The 22,486-nt window shown below is 63.2% G+C and carries 15 protein-coding genes, 2 tRNA genes, 3 rRNA genes and 1 riboswitch; of the genes, 5 read left to right on the forward strand and 15 right to left on the reverse strand.

Translation table 11 applies throughout. The annotated features are described in order from the left end of the window. Positions 1 to 74 precede the first annotated feature (74 nt). Complete coding sequence (gene metE, locus LMA02_RS28350; RefSeq protein WP_228908423.1) at positions 75 to 2,369, reverse strand: 5-methyltetrahydropteroyltriglutamate--homocysteine S-methyltransferase; 2,295 nt, start codon at positions 2,367 to 2,369, stop codon at positions 75 to 77. A 128-nt stretch (positions 2,370 to 2,497) separates the two neighbouring features. On the opposite strand from metE, the gene LMA02_RS28355 reads away from it, so the two are divergent. Further along, positions 2,498 to 3,406: a LysR family transcriptional regulator gene (locus LMA02_RS28355; RefSeq protein WP_228908424.1), complete on the forward strand. Its 909-nt coding sequence runs from the start codon at positions 2,498 to 2,500 to the stop codon at positions 3,404 to 3,406. Positions 3,407 to 3,428: 22 nt separating this feature from the next. Here LMA02_RS28355 and LMA02_RS28360 read toward each other — a convergent pair whose 3' ends face one another. Both LMA02_RS28360 and LMA02_RS28365 read right to left on the reverse strand, forming a co-directional pair. After that, positions 3,429 to 4,151 (reverse strand): CbtA family protein, encoded by a 723-nt coding sequence (locus LMA02_RS28360; RefSeq protein ID WP_228908425.1) that lies wholly within the window; start codon positions 4,149 to 4,151, stop codon positions 3,429 to 3,431. Positions 4,152 to 4,164: 13 nt separating this feature from the next. Next, a complete protein-coding gene (locus LMA02_RS28365; protein WP_006752367.1) occupies positions 4,165 to 4,374 on the reverse strand; it encodes a CbtB domain-containing protein in 210 nt (69 codons plus the stop codon). 33 nt (positions 4,375 to 4,407) lie between these two features. Next, positions 4,408 to 4,550: riboswitch (cobalamin riboswitch) on the reverse strand. Between the two features lie 43 nt (positions 4,551 to 4,593). Between LMA02_RS28365 and LMA02_RS28370 the strand changes: the two genes are divergently transcribed. The 3 genes from LMA02_RS28370 to LMA02_RS28380 all read left to right on the forward strand — a co-directional run bounded on the left by LMA02_RS28370 (position 4,594) and on the right by LMA02_RS28380 (position 8,233). Further along, on the forward strand, positions 4,594 to 5,193 hold the full coding sequence (locus tag LMA02_RS28370) for a histidine phosphatase family protein (RefSeq protein WP_228908426.1): 600 nt from the start codon (positions 4,594 to 4,596) through the stop codon (positions 5,191 to 5,193). Positions 5,194 to 5,333: 140 nt separating this feature from the next. Continuing rightward, positions 5,334 to 6,926, forward strand: a complete 1,593-nt coding sequence (locus LMA02_RS28375; RefSeq protein ID WP_228908427.1) for an inorganic phosphate transporter — start codon at positions 5,334 to 5,336, stop codon at positions 6,924 to 6,926. Between the two features lie 563 nt (positions 6,927 to 7,489). Then, complete coding sequence (locus LMA02_RS28380) at positions 7,490 to 8,233, forward strand: 2OG-Fe(II) oxygenase (RefSeq protein WP_228908428.1); 744 nt, start codon at positions 7,490 to 7,492, stop codon at positions 8,231 to 8,233. Between the two features lie 223 nt (positions 8,234 to 8,456). Here LMA02_RS28380 and LMA02_RS28385 read toward each other — a convergent pair whose 3' ends face one another. After that, a complete protein-coding gene (locus LMA02_RS28385) occupies positions 8,457 to 9,881 on the reverse strand; it encodes a DHA2 family efflux MFS transporter permease subunit (RefSeq protein WP_228908429.1) in 1,425 nt (474 codons plus the stop codon). Positions 9,882 to 10,096: 215 nt separating this feature from the next. On the opposite strand from LMA02_RS28385, the gene LMA02_RS28390 reads away from it, so the two are divergent. Continuing rightward, positions 10,097 to 10,444, forward strand: coding sequence for a hypothetical protein (locus tag LMA02_RS28390; protein ID WP_228908430.1), 348 nt, complete (start codon positions 10,097 to 10,099; stop codon positions 10,442 to 10,444). Between the two features lie 96 nt (positions 10,445 to 10,540). On the opposite strand, the gene rrf is transcribed toward LMA02_RS28390, so the two are convergent. The 11 genes from rrf to phnT form a co-directional block, all read right to left on the reverse strand. Then, positions 10,541 to 10,653, reverse strand: a 5S ribosomal RNA gene (gene rrf / locus LMA02_RS28395). 129 nt (positions 10,654 to 10,782) lie between these two features. Beyond that, a 23S ribosomal RNA gene (locus LMA02_RS28400) occupies positions 10,783 to 13,664 on the reverse strand. 284 nt (positions 13,665 to 13,948) lie between these two features. Continuing rightward, positions 13,949 to 14,024: transfer RNA gene (locus LMA02_RS28405), tRNA-Ala, on the reverse strand. 86 nt (positions 14,025 to 14,110) lie between these two features. Then, positions 14,111 to 14,187 (reverse strand) — tRNA-Ile (locus LMA02_RS28410). Between the two features lie 62 nt (positions 14,188 to 14,249). Beyond that, positions 14,250 to 15,782 (reverse strand): 16S ribosomal RNA (locus tag LMA02_RS28415). Together the 16S, 23S and 5S rRNA genes with 2 tRNA genes alongside form the textbook arrangement of a ribosomal RNA operon. Before the next feature lie 510 nt (positions 15,783 to 16,292). Then, positions 16,293 to 16,844, reverse strand: a complete 552-nt coding sequence (locus tag LMA02_RS28420) for a phosphonate degradation HD-domain oxygenase (protein WP_228908431.1) — start codon at positions 16,842 to 16,844, stop codon at positions 16,293 to 16,295. 4 nt (positions 16,845 to 16,848) lie between these two features. Beyond that, positions 16,849 to 18,303 carry a phosphonoacetaldehyde dehydrogenase gene (gene phnY / locus LMA02_RS28425; protein ID WP_228908432.1) on the reverse strand — a complete coding sequence of 485 codons (1,455 nt, stop codon included), beginning with the start codon at positions 18,301 to 18,303 and terminating at the stop codon, positions 16,849 to 16,851. Beyond that, positions 18,300 to 19,610, reverse strand: a complete 1,311-nt coding sequence (phnA, locus tag LMA02_RS28430; RefSeq protein ID WP_228908433.1) for a phosphonoacetate hydrolase — start codon at positions 19,608 to 19,610, stop codon at positions 18,300 to 18,302. Before phnA ends, phnY begins: the two co-directional genes overlap by 4 nt. Then, on the reverse strand, positions 19,607 to 20,467 hold the full coding sequence (gene phnV, locus LMA02_RS28435) for a 2-aminoethylphosphonate ABC transport system, membrane component PhnV (RefSeq protein ID WP_006754424.1): 861 nt from the start codon (positions 20,465 to 20,467) through the stop codon (positions 19,607 to 19,609). Before phnV ends, phnA begins: the two co-directional genes overlap by 4 nt. Next, positions 20,457 to 21,377, reverse strand: a complete 921-nt coding sequence (locus LMA02_RS28440; protein WP_228908434.1) for a 2-aminoethylphosphonate ABC transporter permease subunit — start codon at positions 21,375 to 21,377, stop codon at positions 20,457 to 20,459. Before LMA02_RS28440 ends, phnV begins: the two co-directional genes overlap by 11 nt. Further along, a complete protein-coding gene (gene phnT / locus LMA02_RS28445) occupies positions 21,355 to 22,458 on the reverse strand; it encodes a 2-aminoethylphosphonate ABC transport system ATP-binding subunit PhnT (RefSeq protein ID WP_175660131.1) in 1,104 nt (367 codons plus the stop codon). Before phnT ends, LMA02_RS28440 begins: the two co-directional genes overlap by 23 nt. Between the last annotated feature and the right edge of the window lie 28 nt (positions 22,459 to 22,486).

Below are 22,486 nucleotides of genomic sequence, written 5' to 3' on the forward strand. Positions count from 1 at the left end.
CGAACGGCCCGGCGGCTGGGGGATGGCCCGCGACGATCCGGCATCGTGGCGACGGCGCGGGCCGCGCTCCCGCGTCACGGCGCGCGATTGCGCAGCGTCTTCGCGGCGGCGACCATGTTCGTCAGCGCCGGAATCACTTCCGCCCACTGGCGCGTCTTCAGCCCGCAGTCCGGGTTCACCCACAGGCGTCCCGCCGGAATCCGCTCGGCCGCCTTCTTCATCAGGCCGACGATGTGATCCTGCGTCGGGATGTTCGGTGAATGGATGTCGTACACGCCCAGCCCGATCTCGTTCGGATACCTGAAGTTGTCGAATGCGTCGAGCAGTTCCATGTCCGAGCGCGACGTCTCGATCGTGATCACGTCCGCGTCCATGTCGGCGATCGACGCGATGATGTCGTTGAACTCCGAATAGCACATGTGCGTGTGGATCTGCGTGTCGTCCTGCACGCCGTTCGCGGTGATGCGGAACGATTCGACCGCCCACTTCAGGTACTCGCCCCATTGCGCGCGGCGCAGCGGCAGCCCCTCCCGCAGCGCGGCCTCGTCGATCTGGATCACGCGCACGCCGGCCTTCTCGAGATCGAGCACTTCGTCGCGGATCGCGAGCGCGAGCTGATAGCACGACACCGAGCGCGGCTGGTCGTCGCGCACGAACGACCAGTTCAGGATCGTCACCGGGCCGGTCAGCATGCCCTTCATCGGCTTGTTCGTCAGCGACTGCGCGTAGGTGATCCATTCGACCGTCATCGCCTTCGGACGGCTGATGTCGCCGAACAGGATCGGCGGCTTCACGCAGCGCGAACCGTACGACTGCACCCAGCCGAACTGGCTGAATGCGTAGCCGTCGAGCTGCTCGCCGAAGTATTCGACCATGTCGTTGCGCTCGGCTTCGCCATGCACGAGCACGTCGAGTTCGAGCGATTCCTGTTCGCGCACGCTGCGCTCGATCTCGGCCTGCATCGCCGCGCGGTAGCCGGCTTCATCCAGCGCGCCGGACTTGAACTGGCTGCGCGCCTGGCGGATGTCGGCGGTCTGCGGGAACGAGCCGATCGTCGTCGTCGGGAAGGCCGGCAGGTTCAGGCGTGCCGACTGCTTCGGCGCGCGCTGCGTATAGGGGCTCGCGCGGTTGCCGAGCTGCGCGTCGATGCGCGCGATCGCGGCCTTCACCGCCGGATTGTTCACGCGCGGCGAACGGCGGCGCGAGTCGATCGCGGCGGCGTTGGCGGCAAGCGCGTCGGCCACCTTGTCGCGGCCTTCATTCAGCGCCGTCGCGAGCACTTTCAGTTCGTCGAGCTTCTGCAGCGCGAACGCGAGCCACGAACGGATCTCCGTGTCGAGCTTCTCTTCGCTCGCGAGATCGACCGGCACGTGCAGCAGCGAGCACGACGGCGCGACCCACAGGCGATCGCCCAGTTGCTTCGCGAGCGGCTCGAGCCAATCGAGCGTCGCGCTCAGGTCCGTCTTCCAGATATTGCGGCCGTTGATCGCGCCCACCGACAGCACGCGGTCGGCCGGCAGTTCGCGCACGAGCGCGTCGACTTCGTCGCGGGCGTTGATCGCGTCGACATGCAGGCCATCGACCGGCAGCGACGCCGCGAGCGTCAGGTTGTCCCGAAGCGGGCCAAAGTACGTGGCGAGCAGCAGCTTGATACGGCGCGTTTCCAGCGCCGCATACGCGGTGCGGAACGCCTGACGCCATTCGGCGTCGAGCTCGGTGACGAGGATCGGCTCGTCGATCTGCACCCATTCGACGCCCTGCGCGGTCAGCGTGTCGAGCAGCGCGCCGTACACCGGCAGCAGCTTCGGCAGCAGCGCGAGGCGATCCGAGTCGTCCTTCGCCTTGCCGAGCCACAGGTACGTGACGGGGCCGAGGATCACCGGCTTCGTGGCGACGCCCAGCGCCCGAGCTTCGGTCAGTTGCTGAAGCAGGCACGACGGATCGAGCGAGAAGTTCGTGTCCGCGTGAAATTCGGGGACGATGTAATGGTAATTCGTGTCGAACCACTTCGTCATTTCGCCGGCGGAAACGCCGCCGCAGCACGCTGCATGCTCGTCCACCGCTTGCGCCGAACGGCCGCGCGCGACGCGGAAATAGTTGTCGAGCACGTCGCCGTGGAAGCCCTGCACGCGCTTCGGCAGGTTGCCGAGCGTAAAGCTCATGTCGAGCACCTGGTCGTAGAACGAGAAATCGCCGATCGGCGCGAGATCGAGGTCGCGCTGGTCGTTCCAGTGCCGCTCGCGCAGCTCGGCGCCGAGTGCCTTCAGCTCGTCGCGCGACGATTCGCCCTTCCAGTAGCGTTCGAGACCGAACTTGAGTTCGCGCTTCGCGCCGACGCGCGGAAAACCGAGATTGTGTGTCGTAACCATGAAGCTGCCGTCCAGAGAGAAATTGAAGATCCGGCAGCCATCATAGGGATTTCATCTCATGAAATAAAATGGCATTATTTCATTCATCCATTAAATTTATTCATGCATTTGCGGAGTGAGCGATATCCATGCTGGAACGATTCCATCTCGTCGTGATCCGTGAAGTCGAGCGCCAGGGCTCGTTGACTGCGGCCGCCAATGCGCTACACCTCACGCAATCGGCGCTCAGCCATACCGTCCGGAAGATCGAGCAGCAGCTCGGCACGCCGATCTGGGATCGGGAGGGCCGCGGCCTGCGGCTGACGCAGGGCGGGCAATATCTGCTGAAGCTGGCGAACCGGCTGCTGCCGCAGTTCGAGCTCGCCGAGGAGCGGATGAAGCAGTATGCAAAGGGCGAGCGCGGCACGCTGCGCATCGGGATGGAATGCCATCCGTGCTACCAGTGGCTGCTGAAGGTCGTATCGCCTTACCTGTCGCGCTGGTCGGACGTCGACGTGGACGTGAAGCAGCGCTTCCAGTTCGGCGGCATCGGCGCGCTGTTCGGCCATGACATCGACGTACTCGTGACGCCCGACCCGCTGAACAAGCCGGGGCTGCGCTTCGATCCCGTGTTCGATTACGAGCAGGTGCTGGTGGTCGCGGATGCGCACCGGTTCGCGAACGCCGACTACGTGACGCCCGAGCAGCTGACCGACGAGGTCCTGATCACCTACCCGGTCGAGACTGACCGGCTCGACATCTACAACCAGTTCCTGACGCCGGCCGGCATCGTGCCGCGGCGCCACAAGTCGATCGAGACGACCGACATCATGCTGCAGATGGTGGCGAGCGGGCGCGGCGTGGCCGCGCTGCCGAGATGGCTTGCCGACGAATACGCGGACCGGATGCCGGTCGTGCCGGTCAAGCTCGGGAAAAAGGGCATCGCGAAACAGATCTTCCTCGGCATCCGCGAGGCGGATGCGTCGATCGACTATCTGGCCGCATTCGTCGCGCTGGCGCGCGAATCGACGTGGAGCGCGCCGCGCATGCTGCGCTAGGCGCCCCCCGATGCCATGCGCGTCAGGCGGCGCGCATGCCGGTGCGTTCGCCGCGTTCGACCCATGCGCCGAACAGCAGGCCGATCGTCGTCCACATGATCGCCTGCATGCCGATCGCGGCGACGCGGAACTTCCACAGCACGGCGGCCGGGAATTCGGCCGGCACTTCATCGATCGACGGCAGCCCGATCTGCACGGCCGCGATGATCGCGACGAACGTGAGGCCCCCGACGATCGATGCGTTCCACGGGCCGAGCTTCGCCAGCAGATGACGACGCACGCTGACCGAGAACACCATCGTCGCGATCGAGATCGCGATCATCAGGAAGAACAGGCCCGTGCGATAGCCGATCGTGTCATGGTCGCCGACCGCCGGCGGATTCGCCGGGTACTTGATATTCGGCACGATCACGAGCGCGACGAACGCCGCTGCTGCGAGCCATGCCGCGAGCGGCCGTGCCGGGAGGCGGCTGCCTCGCCCGTATGCAAACGCGAAGACCAGCGAGAACAGCCCGCCGAATGCCGCGCCGTAGGTCACGACGCCCGTCAGCAGGCCGACGCCGGCCTGCGTGTGGCGGCTCACCAGTTCGGGCTCCGGCGCTTCGCCGTTGGCCGCTTCGGTTTTTTCTTCGAAGGAGATTGCCTGATCGACTTGCGGTTCGCCGACGATTCTGGCGAAACCGAACGTGAGGAGGCCTGCGGCGATGCCTGCGAGCATCCCGCGCATGAGCAGCTTTCCGACCATCGTGTACTCCGCGTCAGTGGCAGGGAAAGCCGAGCAGATGGCGGCCGTCGTGGACGAACTCATGCACGTACATGCCCGGCACGAGCGACGTCGCCCCCTGTTCCGCACCGACGAAATAGAGCGCGAGTAACAGGATCAGGCCGACGAAGATGGCCCACGGCAACAGTTCGCGGACGGGAATGGGCGCCGGCACGACGACCGGCTTCAGCACTGCTTCGCTCATGGATGCACCTCAGGGGAATCGCGCCCCGACAAATGTTGGATGGAATACGAAGGCAGGTCTGGCTTCCGGGATTGAAGATCCGCGGTTACAGTGGCGCGACCGCGCCGGGCTTGCACCGGCTTCCGCCCTTCGTATCGGGCGAATTGTACGCGCGAACGTTCGCGTGTTGAAGGCCCGCGCACCCCGGGCGCGGCCGTTCCGAACCCTCCGGCCATCGACATGACCCAACCTGCCTTGCTGCGCCTGATCGCGCATGCGCCGACCCGCGCGATGCGCACCGGCGCGTTTCCCGCCGACGATCCGCTCGATGCACCCGGGCTCGCCGAGGCTGCCGCGCTGCGCGGGCGGCTCGCCGATGCACCCGGCGCGATCGTGCTGTGCAGCCCCGCACGTTGTGCGCAGCAGACCGCCGACGCGCTCGGACTGCGCGCGGGCATCGACGATTCGCTGCGCGATGTCGACTACGGCCACTGGCACGGCAAACGGCTGCACGACCTCGCGCGCGACCTGCCGGACGAACTTGGCGCCTGGATTGACGATCCGGCCGCGTCGCCGCACGGCGGTGAATCGTTCGAAGACGTCGCGCGCCGCGTCGGCGCATGGTTGAACGCACTGCCACGTCGTCGCGATATCGTCGCGATCACGCATGCGGCGATCGTTCGTGCGGCCATCGCGCACGTGCGCCGGATGGACGCGAAGGCGGCGACCCGCATCGACGTCGCGCCGCTGTCGTGCACGGTATTCGCCGCGTCGGGAGAGGGCTGGACGTCGATCACGGACGACGTTCGACGCGATGCCGATGCCGATGCCGATGCGTAAGCCCGCCTGCTCACTATATGGAGAATGACGGCGCCATTTTCTTACATGTCTGTAAGACAATGGTTCGTCCTCCCGACTGTCATCAAACTGACTGGTAGCGAAAGCTAGGATCGGCTGCGGTTACCTTACGAGATGCCGCCATGAATCAGCCTGCTTCGTCCGCCGCGAACCATTCCGGCTCAACCGAACGTACCCGACAGGTCGGCTATGCCGTCTTTCTGCTGGTGCTCGCGATCGGTGCCGTCTATATCGCCACCCATCTGATAGCCGATCTGTCGCCCGTGCGCGAGGGGTCACTGTTCCCGTACCTGATGCTCGGCGCCGCGCTGGTGATCGCGCTCGGCTTCGAATTCGTCAACGGCTTCCACGACACCGCGAATGCGGTCGCGACCGTGATCTACACCCACTCGCTGACGCCGAACGTCGCGGTGATCTGGTCCGGCATGTGGAACTTCCTCGGCGTGATGGTTTCCAGCGGGGCCGTCGCCTTCGGCATCCTGCAGCTGCTGCCGGTCGAGCTGATCCTGCAGGTCGGCAGCGGGTCGGGTTTCGCGATGGTGTTCGCGCTGCTGATCGCCGCGATCGTCTGGAACCTGGCGACTTGGTACTTCGGGTTGCCGTCGTCGAGCTCGCATACGCTGATCGGATCGATCATCGGCGTCGGGCTGATGAACCAGCTGATGCATGGGCCGTCGGGCACGAGCGGCGTCGACTGGGGCCAGGCGCTCGGGGTCGGCAAGTCGTTGCTGTTGTCGCCGATCGTCGGCTTCCTGTGCGCGTCGCTGCTGCTGCTCGTGCTGAAGGCCGTCGTGCGGATTCCGGAACTGTACAAGGAGCCGCCGAAGGATCAGCCGCCGCCGTTCTGGATCCGCTGCCTGCTGATTCTCACGTGTACCGGCGTGTCGTTCGCGCACGGGTCGAACGACGGGCAGAAAGGGATGGGCCTCATCATGCTGATCCTGATCGGCACGATGCCGACTGCGTATGCGCTGAACAAGGCGGTCACGACGGCCGAATCGCAGACCTTCGTCGCCGTCGCGAACCAGGCTGCCGCGACCTTCGCGAAATACTCGAACGGTGTCGCGCCGTCCGCGAATCCGCGCGCCGACGTCGAGCACTTCGTGCAGCGCCGCGAGATGACGCCTGCCGTGCTGCCGGCCGTGCAGCAACTGTCCACGTCGCTCGCGACCGCGGTCGGCTCGTCGGGCTCGATGGCGGCCGTGCCTCAGGGCGACGTCGACAACGTGCGCAACACGATGTATCTGGTATCCGAAGCGATTCGCCTGATCGAGAAGGCGGGTCAACCCGCCTTCGCCGCCGACGACAAGCTCGCGATCGACAACTACCGCAAGCAGCTCGATCACGCGACCAAGTTCATTCCGACCTGGGTGAAAGTGGCCGTTGCGATCGCGCTGGGTCTCGGCACGATGGTCGGCTGGAAGCGGATCGTCGTGACCGTCGGCGAGAAAATCGGCAAGCAGCATCTGACGTACGGACAGGGCGCGTCGGCCGAACTCGTCGCGATGCTGACGATCGGCGCGGCCGACGTGTACGGGCTGCCCGTGTCGACGACGCATGTGCTGTCGTCGGGCGTCGCGGGCACGATGGCGGCGAACGGATCCGGGTTGCAGTGGAGCACGGTGCGCAGCCTCGTGCTCGCGTGGGTGCTGACGCTGCCGGCGTCGATCGCACTGGCGGCTGGACTTTACTGGCTGTTCCGGTCGATCGCCTGAGCGGACGGGCGGTGAGCGGCCGGGGAACCGGCCGCTCACCGTCGAGGATTTGGCTCGGTTGCTACGTCTCCTCACCTCGCCTCGTCTCTCTTCGCCTCTTCGTCTCTTCGTCTCTTCGTCTCTTCGTCTCTTCGTCTCTTCGTCTCTTCGTCTCTTCGTCTCTTCGTCTCTTCGTCTCTTCGTCTCTTCGTCTCTTCGTCTCTTCGTTTCTTCGTCTCGCCCTCTCGCCCTCTCGCCCTCTCGCCGTCCGTGTCGTGCAAACTACGCTGAGCTTATTCCGGTCAGTCGCGTAACGGCGGCGCAATGAATCGCCGTTGCGTCCGCCTGCTCGCGGCCGCGATCTGCCCCCCTCTCTCCCGAATTGAAGCGCAAGATCTGGAGCGCGCCGTCGCACCGACGACATTAGACTGGGTTCATCGATTTTTCGTGGACACGGTCGTGCTCGCAACGCTTCCCGACATCGCCTCGCCGACCGTCCCGCTGCGACCGCCCGCGCCTATTCCGGCGCGCGCGACATGCCCGCACGACACCCTATCCCCATCGCTAACGAACGAGGTACACCCGTGAACATCGCCGATCTGCAACCCGCCATCGAAGCTGCCGACCTCGCGCAACGCGTGAGCGCACTCGACTGGACCGCCGTCGGTACCGAACTCGATCGCTATGGGTGCGCTCGCGTACCGGGCCTTCTCTGCGCCGACGAATGCACGGCGCTGGCGTCGCTCTATCCGCGCGATGCGCTTTACCGTTCGCGCGTCGTCATGGCGCGGCATGGCTTCGGCCGCGGCGAATACCGGTATTTCGCTTATCCGCTGCCGGCGGTCGTCGACACGTTGCGAACCGCGATCTACCCGCATCTCGCGCCGATCGCGAATCGCTGGAACCAGGCGCTCGGGATCGACGTCCGCTACCCGGCCGACCACGCTGCATTCCTCGAGCGCTGCCACGCGGCGGGTCAGACGCGACCGACGCCGCTGATCCTGCAGTACGGTCCGGACGACTACAACTGCCTCCATCAGGACCTGTATGGCGAGCACGTCTTTCCGCTGCAGGTCGCGATCCTGCTGTCGGCGCCGGGCCGGGATTTCACGGGTGGGGAGTTCGTGCTGACGGAACAGCGGCCGCGGATGCAATCGCGTACGGAAGTGGTGCCGCTGACACAAGGCGACGCCGTGATCTTCGCCGTGCACGGCCGGCCCGTGCAGGGAACGCGCGGCGTCTATCGCGTCAACCTGCGTCACGGCGTGAGCCGTATCCGGACCGGGCACCGCCATACGGTCGGCATCATCTTTCATGATGCTCAGTAGCGGCAACCGACGCGAGCACGGCGGCGTCGTGCGCCGCGTCATGCACGAACTCGTGCGTGCGCGGCATGGCGGCTGGACTTCGCCAGCAACACGGCCGTGCCAGCTCATGAAATGCATGCGCGAAGATTCATCGCGCCCGTGACGCACCGAACCGTCCGTGAGCGGAGCGACCGAGCGCGACCATCCGCAACCATCGCGATTCACGCCCGACCGGCCGTTCAACCTACCCTCGCGCGGCACTCGCCCGAAGTCGGTCGCCCGCATCGGACGCGAGCCGCGCGTAGCCCGGCAACGTCAGCAGCGCGAGCACGCCCGCCGCAACGAACGCCCAGCGAAAATCGTCGAGCACGTAGTGAATCCCGGCCGCATCGCCGCGCATCAGCGCGGCGAGCCGCAATGCCAGCGCGCCGAATGCGATCCCCATCCCGATCGTCATCTGCTGCGCGGCGCTCCACAGCGTGCTCGCGGCGCTCGTCTGGTGCGACGGAACATCGGCATAGGCGAGCGTCGCCAGCGTCGTGAACTGCATCGAGCGCGTCAGCCCGTAGACGAATACGACCAGCAGCGTGATCGCGAGCGGCGTCGACGCGGTCAGCCAGCCGCATGCGATCGTGAAAAAGCCGACGATCGTCACGTCGACGAGCGCGACGCGGCGGAACCCGAAACGATCGAGGATCCACGACGTGCCGGCCTTCATGCCCAGATTGCCGAGCGCGCTCGCGAGCAACAGCAAGCCGGACTGGAACGGCGACAACCCGAAACCAATCTGGAACAGCAGTGGCAGCAGATAAGGCACCGCATTGACCGCAATCCGCGTGACCGATCCGGTGAGCACCGTGACCGAGAAGGTCGGCACCTTCAGCGTCGTGAAGTCGAGCAGCGGGTGCGCGCAACGCCGCGCGTGCAGCCACGCGGCAATGCCGAACAATACGCTGGCCCCGACCAGCACGGCCGCACGCATGAACTGCGCATCCTGCTGACCAGCCGTTTCGGTGCCCAGCAGCAGACAGGTCAGCGCACCGCCCGCCAGCACGAAGCCGACCCAATCGAGCGGCCGCTGGTCGTCCGCGCGCGTGTTCCGGACGATCAAGCACGTACAGACCAGCGCGGCGAGGCCAAGCGGCACGTTCAACAGGAAGATCCATCGCCAGGACGCATAGGTCGTGATGAAGCCGCCGATCGGCGGCCCCACGACCGGCGCAACGATACCCGGCCACGTGATCGTCGCGATCGCGCGCATCAGCCGTGCTTTCTCGGTGCTGCGCACGACGATCATCCGCCCGACCGGCACCATCATCGCCCCGCCGACGCCCTGCAGCAGGCGAGCGGCCGTAAACGTCACCACGCCGTTGGACAGCCCGCACAGAATCGATGCCCCGGTAAAAATCACGATCGCACTGCCGAACACCGTGCGTGAACCGTATCGGTCCGCGATCCAGCCGCTGATCGGGATGAATACCGCGAGCGCGAGCATGTAGGCCGTCATCCCGAGACTCAGCGCATTCGGCCCGACGCCGAAGGAATGCGCCATCTGCGGCAGCGCGGTCGCGATCACGGTCGTGTCGAGATACTCCATGAAGAAGGTCGCGGCGACGAGATACGGCAAGAAGTCGGTCGTCCGACCACGCTGAGCAGAGCTGGAAGTCATGAACGATGCAGTTGCGGAAGGCGGAGCACACCGGCAACCACGCGCGGAAGCCGGACGAGTGGCGATATTACCCTGAAGCGTCCGAACCCCGCGCTGCCGACACGTGGCGCTGAAACCACTTTATGCGCATAGATTCGACTTGGCTCGGCGATCGGCCACACATGCCACTGAGGTCAACAAGCGCGTATTTGAGCCAATATCGGAGAAAATCGGCGATGTTACTCGCCCATCAGGCCATCCTGGCGAATTCTGTAGTGCTCACCTCGACACGCATCATTCCAGTCAGCTCGCCCCTGGTCATCGGTTGTCCCTTGATAGACCACGGCGCCATCCGACACCCGGATCAGGGAAAACTTCATATTGGCGAACGGGCCTACATCGCCGTCTGCATCCTGGAATTTTGCGTGAAATGGCGCATGGACGCAGTCAGCGTGAGACTGCGCAGCGCATCCCAGCAGGGCGAAGCAAAACAGAAGCGGGACGAGCTTTTTCATTGGGATTGCCCAGAGAGGTTCGTCTGTGACGGTGAATCAAGGAAGTGTGATGCCGGCCAACCTAGCTGACCCACCGGCCCGCCAGCGCCCCTCGCTGCCATCGCGCTTTCCGCCGCGCAAATGCAAAAACCCCCGCCTTTCGGGCGGGGGTTCTTGGCTTAGGGAGCCTGACGATTACCTACTTTCACACGGGAATCCGCACTATCATCGGCGTAGAGTCGTTTCACGGTCCTGTTCGGGATGGGAAGGGGTGGGACCGACTCGCTATGGTCATCAGGCAAAGAGGGTTGTCGCGTTGCTTCGCAACGCGACCAATCTGGGAAGAAGCAGTAATTTTGAGTTGTGTGTATCACACACGAGAATCCAACTTGTCCGACGCGCTCTCTAGCGCGAAACAGACTTGTTATAGGATCAAGCCTTACGGGCAATTAGTATCAGTTAGCTGAACGCATTACTGCGCTTACACACCTGACCTATCAACGTCCTGGTCTCGAACGACCCTTCAAGGGGATCTAGTCCCCAGGGATATCTCATCTTAAGGCGAGTTTCCCGCTTAGATGCTTTCAGCGGTTATCTCTTCCGAACATAGCTACCCGGCGATGCCACTGGCGTGACAACCGGTACACCAGAGGTTCGTCCACTCCGGTCCTCTCGTACTAGGAGCAGCCCCCTTCAAATATCCAACGCCCACGGCAGATAGGGACCAAACTGTCTCACGACGTTTTAAACCCAGCTCACGTACCTCTTTAAATGGCGAACAGCCATACCCTTGGGACCGGCTACAGCCCCAGGATGAGATGAGCCGACATCGAGGTGCCAAACACCGCCGTCGATATGAACTCTTGGGCGGTATCAGCCTGTTATCCCCAGAGTACCTTTTATCCGTTGAGCGATGGCCCTTCCATACAGAACCACCGGATCACTATGACCTGCTTTCGCACCTGCTCGACTTGTCGGTCTCGCAGTTAAGCACGCTTATGCCATTGCACTATCAGCACGATTTCCGACCGTACCTAGCGTACCTTCGTACTCCTCCGTTACGCTTTGGGAGGAGACCGCCCCAGTCAAACTGCCTACCATGCACTGTCCCCGACCCGGATCACGGGCCAAGGTTAGAACCTCAAACAAACCAGGGTGGTATTTCAAGGACGGCTCCACCGAAACTAGCGTTCCGGTTTCATAGCCTCCCACCTATCCTACACAGATCGGTTCAAAGTCCAATGCAAAGCTACAGTAAAGGTTCATGGGGTCTTTCCGTCTAGCCGCGGGTAGATTGCATCATCACAAACACTTCAACTTCGCTGAGTCTCGGGAGGAGACAGTGTGGCCATCGTTACGCCATTCGTGCAGGTCGGAACTTACCCGACAAGGAATTTCGCTACCTTAGGACCGTTATAGTTACGGCCGCCGTTTACCGGGACTTCAATCAAGAGCTTGCACCCCATCATTTAATCTTCCGGCACCGGGCAGGCGTCACACCCTATACGTCCACTTTCGTGTTTGCAGAGTGCTGTGTTTTTATTAAACAGTCGCAGCCACCAGTTTATTGCAACCCCTTCACCCTCTGCGCGCAGGCGCATCAAGCTACAAGGGCGTACCTTATCCCGAAGTTACGGTACCAATTTGCCGAGTTCCTTCTCCCGAGTTCTCTCAAGCGCCTTAGAATACTCATCTCGCCCACCTGTGTCGGTTTGCGGTACGGTCATCGTTAGACTGAAGCTTAGAGGCTTTTCTTGGAACCACTTCCAATTGCTTCGCTCCCTAAGGAGCTCGCGCCACACCCTTGAATTACGCACCCGGATTTGCCTAAGTGCCTTCTCCAATGCAGCGACCGGGACTTCCAACACCCGGACAACCTTCCGCGATCCGTCCCCCCATCGCATCTAACAATGGTGCAGGAATATTGACCTGCTTCCCATCAGCTACGCATTTCTGCCTCGCCTTAGGGGCCGACTCACCCTACGCCGATGAACGTTGCGTAGGAAACCTTGGGCTTACGGCGAGGGGGCCTTTCACCCCCTTTATCGCTACTCATGTCAGCATTCGCACTTCCGATACCTCCAGCACGCTTTTCAACGCACCTTCGCAGGCTTACGGAACGCTCTCCTACCATGCGTGCAAAGCACGCATCCGCAGCTTCGGTATATAGCTTAGCCCCGTTACATCTTCCGCGCAGGACGACTCGATCAGTGAGCTATTACGCTTTCTTTAAAGGGTGGCTGCTTCTAAGCCAACCTCCTGACTGTTTTAGCCTTCCCACTTCGTTTCCCACTTAGCTATATTTGGGGACCTTAGCTGGCGGTCTGGGTTGTTTCCCTCTTGACACCGGACGTTAGCACCCGATGTCTGTCTCCCGTGATTGCACTCTTCGGTATTCGGAGTTTGCTATGGCGGGGTAATCTGCAATAGACCCCCCAACCATGACAGTGCTCTACCCCCGAAGGTGAGACACGAGGCACTACCTAAATAGTTTTCGGAGAGAACCAGCTATTTCCAAGTTTGTTTAGCCTTTCACCCCTATCCACAGCTCATCCCCTAACTTTTCAACGTTAGTGGGTTCGGACCTCCAGTACGTGTTACCGCACCTTCATCCTGGCCATGGATAGATCACTTGGTTTCGGGTCTACGCCCAGCAACTGAACGCCCTATTCGGACTCGCTTTCGCTACGCCTGCCCTATACGGTTAAGCTTGCTACTGAACGTAAGTCGCTGACCCATTATACAAAAGGTACGCCGTCACCCCTTACGAGGCTCCGACTGTTTGTATGCATGCGGTTTCAGGATCTATTTCACTCCCCTCCCGGGGTTCTTTTCGCCTTTCCCTCACGGTACTGGTTCACTATCGGTCGATCACGAGTATTTAGCCTTGGAGGATGGTCCCCCCATCTTCAGACAGGATTTCACGTGTCCCGCCCTACTTGTCGTACACTTAGTTCTTTCATACTGTTTTCGCCTACAGGGCTATCACCTGCTATGGCCGCACTTTCCAGAGCGTTCGGCTAACAATACAAATAAAGAGTACAAGGCTCATCCCATTTCGCTCGCCACTACTTTGGGAATCTCGGTTGATTTCTTTTCCTGCGGTTACTTAGATGTTTCAGTTCACCGCGTTCGCTTCGCATGGCCTATGTATTCAGCCATGGATACTCCAAAAGGAGTGGGTTTCCCCATTCGGACATCTACGGATCAAAGCTCGTTTGCCAGCTCCCCGTAGCTTTTCGCAGGCTACCGCGTCCTTCATCGCCTGTGATCGCCAAGGCATCCACCACATGCACTTGTTCGCTTGACCCTATAACGAGTCTGTCTCGTTACAGGTTGAGTTCTCGCGTTGTGCCGTATTCCAATTGAGTCAAACATAGAGTTCGAATCATCTTGAGATACATCGATACAATCACAACCCGGATAACTTTCACGTCCATCTCATAGACGCTTCCGCTATCCAAATTACTTACTTCTTCCAGATTGTTAAAGAACGACAGCCGATATGGTGTTACTCATATCACTCTGACTGGCTCAATCGCCAATGCAAAATTCTCGGTTCAGTGTCTGAACCAAGCCCTTAGCGTTGGTGATTGGTGGAGGCAGACGGGATCGAACCGACGACCCCCTGCTTGCAAAGCAGGTGCTCTCCCAGCTGAGCTATGCCCCCATGTGTACAGAGATCTCAGGTTTCAGCCTAGCGGTAGAGGTATTCGTCAGCGCTGAAGCGCTAACGACCACCGACACGTCAGACAATGGTGGGTCTGGTTGGATTCGAACCAACGACCCCCGCCTTATCAAGACGGTGCTCTAACCGACTGAGCTACAGACCCCTGAGTCTGTCTTTAATTTACAGCCGATAAGCGTGAGCGCTCAACTTTGCGAGAAGCTCTGGAAAGGAGGTGATCCAGCCGCACCTTCCGATACGGCTACCTTGTTACGACTTCACCCCAGTCATGAATCCTACCGTGGTGACCGTCCTCCTTGCGGTTAGACTAGCCACTTCTGGTAAAACCCACTCCCATGGTGTGACGGGCGGTGTGTACAAGACCCGGGAACGTATTCACCGCGGCATGCTGATCCGCGATTACTAGCGATTCCAGCTTCATGCACTCGAGTTGCAGAGTGCAATCCGGACTACGATCGGTTTTCTGGGATTAGCTCCCCCTCGCGGGTTGGCAACCCTCTGTTCCGACCATTGTATGACGTGTGAAGCCCTACCCATAAGGGCCATGAGGACTTGACGTCATCCCCACCTTCCTCCGGTTTGTCACCGGCAGTCTCCTTAGAGTGCTCTTGCGTAGCAACTAAGGACAAGGGTTGCGCTCGTTGCGGGACTTAACCCAACATCTCACGACACGAGCTGACGACAGCCATGCAGCACCTGTGCGCCGGTTCTCTTTCGAGCACTCCCACCTCTCAGCAGGATTCCGACCATGTCAAGGGTAGGTAAGGTTTTTCGCGTTGCATCGAATTAATCCACATCATCCACCGCTTGTGCGGGTCCCCGTCAATTCCTTTGAGTTTTAATCTTGCGACCGTACTCCCCAGGCGGTCAACTTCACGCGTTAGCTACGTTACTAAGGAAATGAATCCCCAACAACTAGTTGACATCGTTTAGGGCGTGGACTACCAGGGTATCTAATCCTGTTTGCTCCCCACGCTTTCGTGCATGAGCGTCAGTATTGGCCCAGGGGGCTGCCTTCGCCATCGGTATTCCTCCACATCTCTACGCATTTCACTGCTACACGTGGAATTCTACCCCCCTCTGCCATACTCTAGCTTGCCAGTCACCAATGCAGTTCCCAGGTTGAGCCCGGGGATTTCACATCGGTCTTAACAAACCGCCTGCGCACGCTTTACGCCCAGTAATTCCGATTAACGCTCGCACCCTACGTATTACCGCGGCTGCTGGCACGTAGTTAGCCGGTGCTTATTCTTCCGGTACCGTCATCCCCCGGTTATATTAGAACCAAGGATTTCTTTCCGGACAAAAGTGCTTTACAACCCGAAGGCCTTCTTCACACACGCGGCATTGCTGGATCAGGCTTTCGCCCATTGTCCAAAATTCCCCACTGCTGCCTCCCGTAGGAGTCTGGGCCGTGTCTCAGTCCCAGTGTGGCTGGTCGTCCTCTCAGACCAGCTACTGATCGTCGCCTTGGTAGGCCTTTACCCCACCAACTAGCTAATCAGCCATCGGCCAACCCTATAGCGCGAGGCCCGAAGGTCCCCCGCTTTCATCCGTAGATCGTATGCGGTATTAATCCGGCTTTCGCCGGGCTATCCCCCACTACAGGACATGTTCCGATGTATTACTCACCCGTTCGCCACTCGCCACCAGGTGCAAGCACCCGTGCTGCCGTTCGACTTGCATGTGTAAGGCATGCCGCCAGCGTTCAATCTGAGCCAGGATCAAACTCTTCAGTTTAAACCTGTTACTGTTTTCGGTTCGGTTAAGAACCGGTCGCTCACTCAAAGCTGACAGGAATATGAATTGCTTCATAAACCTGACTTACTTTAGTGTGAGACTCTTGATACTTTCGCTATCTGATCCGAGGATCAGCTCGCTTCCATCAAGCGCCCACACTTATCGGCTGTTAATTTTTAAAGAGCATTTCTGCGAGAAACCTTCTGTTTCCCAGCAGCGCTGCGTTTTCAGCAGCAGAGAAGCGAGATTATGAACCGTCTTTCTTCGCTCGTCAACAACTTTCTGAACTGCTTCGTTGCGACGGCGGGGGTTCAACTTCGTGTGCGCCGGGGTTCCTACAACCTACCCTCGACAGCACCGCTTCCCTTCCCTCCCGCGCCGCGTTTCCGTTAGCGCGAAAGAGGCGTGATTGTAGGCAGCGTCCTCGAACTGCGCAAGGGGTTTCTCGAAAAAAATATAAGGCCCCGCACGCTGCCGCGTGCGGGGCCTTATATGGACGCAACCGGGCCGTCAGGCCATACGCACCTGGCGCGCCACTATCTCCATATAGTGATCGAGATTCGGCGTCACCTTGCCCGCTTCCTTCGCCGTATCGTCCCAGCGGCGCAGACGCAGCGCATCCTCCGCGAACGGGCGTCGCAGGAACGTCGCCGTCTCCTCTTCGCTGAAGACGCCGCCCTGCAGTGCGAGACTGCGCACCGAATCCGGCGACAGGCTCTCGAAGTAGCCGGCGTCCGTCCGGCACAGGCAACGCTTCGCGTCGACGTGCAGCCGGATCGGCTCCAGCACCGCGTCGTTGAACAGCGGCCGCAGGAACGGCAGCACGTAATACTGATGAAGATCGTCGATTCCGCGTGCGCTCGGCGTTTCGCCCTGGCGATTCAGCAGATGCCCGAGGTCGTGCAGGAATGCCGCCGCGACCAGCGCGTCGTCGGCGCCCGCCTCCTCCGCCAGCAAGCCGCTTTGCAACGCATGCTCCAGCTGCGTGACCGGTTCGCCGCTATAGGCGACATGGCCATGCTCGCGATACAGCCCGTGGATCTCTTCCACCGTCAGTGCCATCCGCTTACTCCCAAGGCAGCGAAAACGTCTTCAGGTTCGTGAAGCTCTTCATCGCTTCCTGAACGCCTTCCTTATAGCCAAGCCCCGAATCCTTGACGCCGCCGAACGGCGACAGCTCGATCCGGTATCCGGGCACTTCCCAGACATTCACCGTCCCGACGTTCAGCTCGTTCACGAACCGCACGACCGCGGCCGTACTGTCCGTGCAGACCCCCGACGACAACCCGAATGCCGTGCCGTTGCTGATCCGGATCGCATCGTCGATCGTGTCGAACGTAATGACGGGCGATACGGGGCCGAAAGTCTCCTCGCGCACGATCGTCATCGACGGATCGACGTTGTCGAGCACCGTCGGCGAATACAGCGCACCGCGCCGCACGTTGCCGGTCAGCAGGCGCGCACCCTGCGCAAGCGCCTCGCCGACCCGCGCCTCGAACAGCCGCGCCGCCGCGTCGTCGATCACCGTGCCCATTTCGTTCGCGGGATCGAACGGATCGCCGTAATTCCATGCGCGCGTCTTCTCGACGAGCAGCTCGGTGAACGCCGGCGCGATCGAGCGCTGCACCAGGATTCGCTTGACGGCCGTGCAGCGCTGCCCCGAATTGCGGTACGAACCGAGCACGGCCAGCGACGCCGCACGTTCCAGATCGGCATCGTCGAGCACGATCAGCGGATCGTTGCCGCCCAGCTCCAGCACGATGCGCCGGTAGCCGGCCCGCGCGGCGATCGCCTTGCCGATCGACACGCCGCCCGTGAAGGTAATCAGCGATGCATGCGGATGCGTGACGAGTTCGTCCGCGATCTCGCGCGGGTCGCCGGTCAGCACCTGCAGCATCGGCTCGGGCAAGCCGGCCTCGTAGAGCAGGTCCGCCAGATAGAACGCCGACAGCGGCACCTTCTCCGACGGCTTCACGATCACGCGGTTGTTGGTCGCGATCGCCGGCGCGATCTTGTGCGCGACCTGATTCATCGGGTGATTGAACGGCGTGATCGCGACGATCACGCCGTCGAGCGGCTGCCGCTGCGAGAACACGCGTCGCGCCTTGCCGTGGGGTGTCAGGTCACACGAGAAGGTCTGCGCGTCGTCGCGCAACGCCTCGACCGACGCGAACTTCAGCACGTCGGCGACGCGACCGATCTCGTAGCGGGAATCCTGTTTCGACAATCCCGCTTCGAGCGTGATCAGGTCGGATGCCGCCTCGGTACGCTCGCGCAGCAGCGCGGCCGCACGCTCGAGGATCTGCGAACGCTCGTAACGCGTGAGCGCGGGCCGGTACGCCATCGCGTATTCGAATGCGGCACGCACGTCGTCGACGCTCGCCAGCGGCGCCGTACCGACACGCGTGCCGGTGTACGGATCGGTGACGTCGAAAACACGGTCGCGCGTCGCACGCGTGCCGCACCAGCGCAGGGTCTCGGCGCGAAACGCGGGGTGATCCTGTCGGGGATGAGCCATCATGACGCGACCCGGTTCAGCACGAAATCGAAAACGTCGAAGTTGCGCGGCCGACGTTCCGGGTCGTCCCGCTCGATCCGACGGTTGAACAGCAACGGCACCTCCTGCTCGGACACGCCGCCGTGCGAACGCAGCGGCACGGTCAGGCCGGACAGGTCGTGTTCGCGCTCGCGCGTGCCGAGCGTCATGTCGCGCCGCGCGATCACGACGAGATCGCCGATCCGGTCGGCCGGCAGCTCGAAGCGCGCGGCGGCTTCCGCGTTGTCGAGCACGAGTTCGACGCCGTCGAGCCCGCCGACGCGCCACATCGCATCGGTCCGGTCGACACCCGGCGCCAGGTACACGGTCGCGAACGAGCCGAGCGCGCCGTGGTGCACGACGTACGGATCGGTGATCGGCAGGATCACGCGCGCGGCCCGCGCACCGAACCAGCCGTCGAACGCGTCCTGCAGATAGATCACGTTCGGGCGGCCGGTTGCCGGATCGTGCTTCGCGTTCATCCCGTGGTCGGCCGTGAGTCCGATCGCCCAGCCGAGCGCGTCGAGCTGCGCGAGATAGCCGTCCATCATTGCGTAGAACGCGTTCGCGCCGGCGCTACCCGGCTCGCACTTGTGCTGCACGTAGTCGGTGGTCGACAGGTACATCAGGTCGACCTGGCGCGTCTGCGCGAGCCGCACGCCGGCCGCGAACACGAATTCGGACAGCGCCGCGCTGTATACGTCGGGCGACGGCAGGCCGACCCAGTCGAGCACGTCGACGATCCCGTTTTCCGCGAGATTCGCCTGCGCGGCCTTCTCCGCGGAAAAACAGATGCCGTTCATCTGCCAGCCGAGCAGCCGGCGCAGCTTGTCCTTCGCCGTGACGACGGCCACCCGCGCGCCGGCGTCGGACGCCGCCGCGAGCAACGTGCCGGCCCGCAGGTAGGCCGGGTCGTTCATCATTACTTCGGCGCCGCGACCGCCGTCGGCGGCCGGATCCCAGAAGTAGTTGCCGCAGATCCCGTGGACCGACGGCGGCACGCCGCAAACGATCGACAGGTTGTTCGGGTTGGTGAAGGTCGGCACGACGCAGTCGGCGCGCCACGCGGTGCCTGCCGCGATCATCCGGCCGATGAACGGCGCGACGCCCGCCTCCACCGCACGCTCGAGATAGTCGTACTCGCAGCCGTCGACGCAGACCACGACAGTCGGTTCGACCGGCAGCCGGTAGCGCCGGCCGTTCACGTCGACGGAACGTCCCGCGAGACCCGTCGATACCTTGCCCGCGGCCGCTTGCTCGCCGGGCAGCCGCAACGCGAACGCGGCGTTCATGATGCCGCCCGCGTGCCGCGCGGCACGCGCGCGGCGATCAGCAGCAGCGCCGCGAGCGACGCCCCGAGCATCAACAACGACAGCGCCGATGCCGGAAGGTAATAACCACGCTCCACCTGGCCGATCACGACGATCGGCACGGTCGCGAAACCCGGCGGGTAGACGGTCAGCGTCGCGCCGAGTTCGCCGAGCGACAGCGCGAAGCCGAGCGCGAGGCTCGCACGCAGCGCCGGCACGAGCTGCGGCAGCAGCACGCGGCGCAGCACCATCGCGGGCGGCGCACCGAGGCTCGCCGCCGCTTCGCGCAGCACGGTCAGTTCCGGCCGCAGCGCGGCGGCCGCGCAGCGATAGCAGAACGGCAGAATCAGCGCGAGCTGCACGAGCACGACGATCGCCGCGGAGCTCGACAGGTCGAGCGGCTTCTGGTGATACGCGATCAGCACCGCGAGCCCGAGCACGACGCTCGGCACGCCATTCGGCACCATCACGAGCGCGTCGACGAGCGCGCCGAGGCCGCGCCGGTCGCGCCCTTCGAGTGCGAGCGCGAGCCACAGCCCGAGGATCGTGCCGAGCGCCGACACACCGAAGCCGATTTCGAGGCTCGTCAGCAGCGCGTCGTATTCCGGCGACCCGAGCCGTTCGAACCAGCGCAGGCTGTAGCCGGCCGGCAAAATCGTGCCCGACCACTGCGTCGACACGCTCGACAGCGCGACGACCACGACCGGCAGCACGAACAGCCAGAAGCAGGCGAACGCGGCCAGCGCGAGCGCGGCGCGCGACGCATGCTTGAGCAGCGTGTCGCCCCAGCCGATCTGGTGGCGCGGCACGGCTGGCCCGATACGGAATTCAGCGGACATCGTTTCCTCCCGTCGCACGCCGGTTCACCCGACGATAAACCGCATAGAGCGCCAGCGACAGCGCGAGCATCACGACCGCGCCGGCCGATGCGGTCGGCAGGTCGAGGTCGACGGTCGCGCTGCTGTAGATCGCGACCGGCAGCGTCACGAGCCGCGCGCTGCCGAGCACGAGCAGAATCCCGAACTCGTTCAGCGTCAGCAGGAAACACAGCACGGTGCCGGCGGCGATGCCCGGCCACGCGATCGGCAGCACGACGCGGCGCGCGAGCATCCAGCCAGACGCGCCGAGACTGCGCGCCGCTTCGATCAGGCGCAGGTCGAGCGTCGCGAACGACGCGAGCGTCGGCCGCACGACGAACGGCGTATAGAAGACAGTCTGCGCGAGAATCACGCCGCCGATGCCGAACAGGAAGTCGAGCGGCGGGTTCTCGAGATGGAACAGCTGCTGCAGCGCGATGCTGATCGAGCCTTGCGAGCCGTACAGGAAGATCAGCGTGAACGCGACGAGGAACGACGGGAACGCGACGTACAGCTCCAGGAAGCGCGTGACGAGCGATGCGCCGGGGAACGGCCTGAAGAACAGCAGCGCGGCCAGCAGCACGCCGAGCACCGACGCGGTGCCGGCGCTCGCGAACAGCACGCCGACGCTCGTCAGCAGCACGCTGCGCGTGTCGGGGTTGCCGAAGAACGTCCGGTACGCGGCGAAGCTCAGCCCGTGATCGCCGGACACGCTCAGCAGCACGAGCCGCACCAGCGGATAGATGACGAGCGGGCCCAGCACGACGAGCGCGAGCGCGGCGAGATGCAGGTCGCCCATGCGCTTGCAGCGCCGCGCGGCGGCGGCATGCGCGGCGGCCGACGCGAGCGCCTGCGGCGGCAGGCCGGCTTCAGGGCTCGATAAGGACGACATCGTCTGCCTCGCAATGCAGGGAAACGCGCGCACCGCGCTCGGGAGCCGCGCCGCGGCCGCGTTGCATCGTGACGCGCACGGGCTCGTCGGGCGCCGCGTCGATCACGACCGCGATCGACAGGTCCGCGCCCTGCCATTCGACGGACGACACCGTGCCGTGCAGGCCGCCCGCCGCGAGCGGCATCACGGTCAGGCGCTCGGGGCGCACGCAGGCGACCTTGTCACGCACGTCGTGACGCGGATCGCCGAGCGGGAAGATCACGTGCGGGGGCAGCAGGTTGGCGGGGCCGAGATAGCGCGCGACGTAGCCGTCCCGCGGCGTGTCGTACAGCTGCTGCGGCGTGCCAAGCTGCGCGATGTGGCCGTCGCGCATCAGCAGGGCGCGGTCGGACAGCACCAGCGCGTCGTCGCGGTCGTGCGTCACGCAGACGACGGTCAGGTTCGGCAGGCGCTCGTGCAGCGCCTTCAGTTCGCTGCGCACCGATGCGCGCAGGTTGGCGTCGAGCGCCGACAGCGGCTCGTCGAGCAGCAGCACGTCCGGTTCGATCACGAGCGCACGCGCCAGTGCGACGCGCTGCTGCATCCCGCCCGACAGTTGCGCGGGCAGATGATGGCCCGCATCGCCGAGTTGCACGAGCTTCAGCGCGTCGGCGACGCGGCGCGTCACGTCCGACGAGGCCATGCCGCGGGCGCGCAGCCCGAATGCGACGTTCTCGAACACCGACAGGTGCGGGAACAGCGCGTAATTCTGGAACAGCAGACCGAGATTGCGCTTGTGCGGCGGCGCATAGGTCAGGTCGCGTCCGGCCACGGTCAGCGTGCCGGTCAGGCCGTCGGCCTTCACGAACCCGGCGATGAAGCGCAGCAGCGTGGTCTTGCCGCAGCCGCTCTTGCCGAGCACGGTCAGAAATTCACCGGCGCCGATCGACAGCGACAGATCTTCCAGCACCGTGCGTGCGCCGTAGCGCACGCTCAGGTGCTCGATCCGCACGCCACCCGGCGCGCCGGACCGCAGCGTCGCTTGCGGTTCGGCGGCGCCGAATGCGCCGGGATGGGTCAGGGTGGTTTCCACCGGGTTCATCCTCTTGCTCACTAATACAGGCGGCGTG

Origin of the sequence: Burkholderia sp. B21-005 (genome assembly GCF_020843965.1) — a bacterium.
In the GTDB taxonomy this organism is placed as follows: domain Bacteria; phylum Pseudomonadota; class Gammaproteobacteria; order Burkholderiales; family Burkholderiaceae; genus Burkholderia; species Burkholderia ambifaria.

Excerpts from the sequence above, each read along its gene's own strand:
- LMA02_RS28370 (WP_228908426.1), top strand. The coding sequence starts at position 4,594 with ATGACCCAACCTGCCTTGCTGCGCCTGATCGCGCATGCGCCGACCCGC.
- LMA02_RS28440 (WP_228908434.1), bottom strand. The coding sequence starts at position 21,377 with ATGTCGTCCTTATCGAGCCCTGAAGCCGGCCTGCCGCCGCAGGCGCTC.
- phnY (WP_228908432.1), bottom strand. The coding sequence starts at position 18,303 with ATGATGGCTCATCCCCGACAGGATCACCCCGCGTTTCGCGCCGAGACC.
- LMA02_RS28390 (WP_228908430.1), top strand. The coding sequence starts at position 10,097 with ATGTTACTCGCCCATCAGGCCATCCTGGCGAATTCTGTAGTGCTCACC.
- phnA (WP_228908433.1), bottom strand. The coding sequence starts at position 19,610 with ATGAACGCCGCGTTCGCGTTGCGGCTGCCCGGCGAGCAAGCGGCCGCG.
- LMA02_RS28360 (WP_228908425.1), bottom strand. The coding sequence starts at position 4,151 with ATGGTCGGAAAGCTGCTCATGCGCGGGATGCTCGCAGGCATCGCCGCA.
- phnV (WP_006754424.1), bottom strand. The coding sequence starts at position 20,467 with ATGTCCGCTGAATTCCGTATCGGGCCAGCCGTGCCGCGCCACCAGATC.
- LMA02_RS28355 (WP_228908424.1), top strand. The coding sequence starts at position 2,498 with ATGCTGGAACGATTCCATCTCGTCGTGATCCGTGAAGTCGAGCGCCAG.
- LMA02_RS28365 (WP_006752367.1), bottom strand. The coding sequence starts at position 4,374 with ATGAGCGAAGCAGTGCTGAAGCCGGTCGTCGTGCCGGCGCCCATTCCC.
- LMA02_RS28420 (WP_228908431.1), bottom strand. The coding sequence starts at position 16,844 with ATGGCACTGACGGTGGAAGAGATCCACGGGCTGTATCGCGAGCATGGC.
- metE (WP_228908423.1), bottom strand. The coding sequence starts at position 2,369 with ATGGTTACGACACACAATCTCGGTTTTCCGCGCGTCGGCGCGAAGCGC.
- LMA02_RS28375 (WP_228908427.1), top strand. The coding sequence starts at position 5,334 with ATGAATCAGCCTGCTTCGTCCGCCGCGAACCATTCCGGCTCAACCGAA.
- LMA02_RS28385 (WP_228908429.1), bottom strand. The coding sequence starts at position 9,881 with ATGACTTCCAGCTCTGCTCAGCGTGGTCGGACGACCGACTTCTTGCCG.
- phnT (WP_175660131.1), bottom strand. The coding sequence starts at position 22,458 with ATGAACCCGGTGGAAACCACCCTGACCCATCCCGGCGCATTCGGCGCC.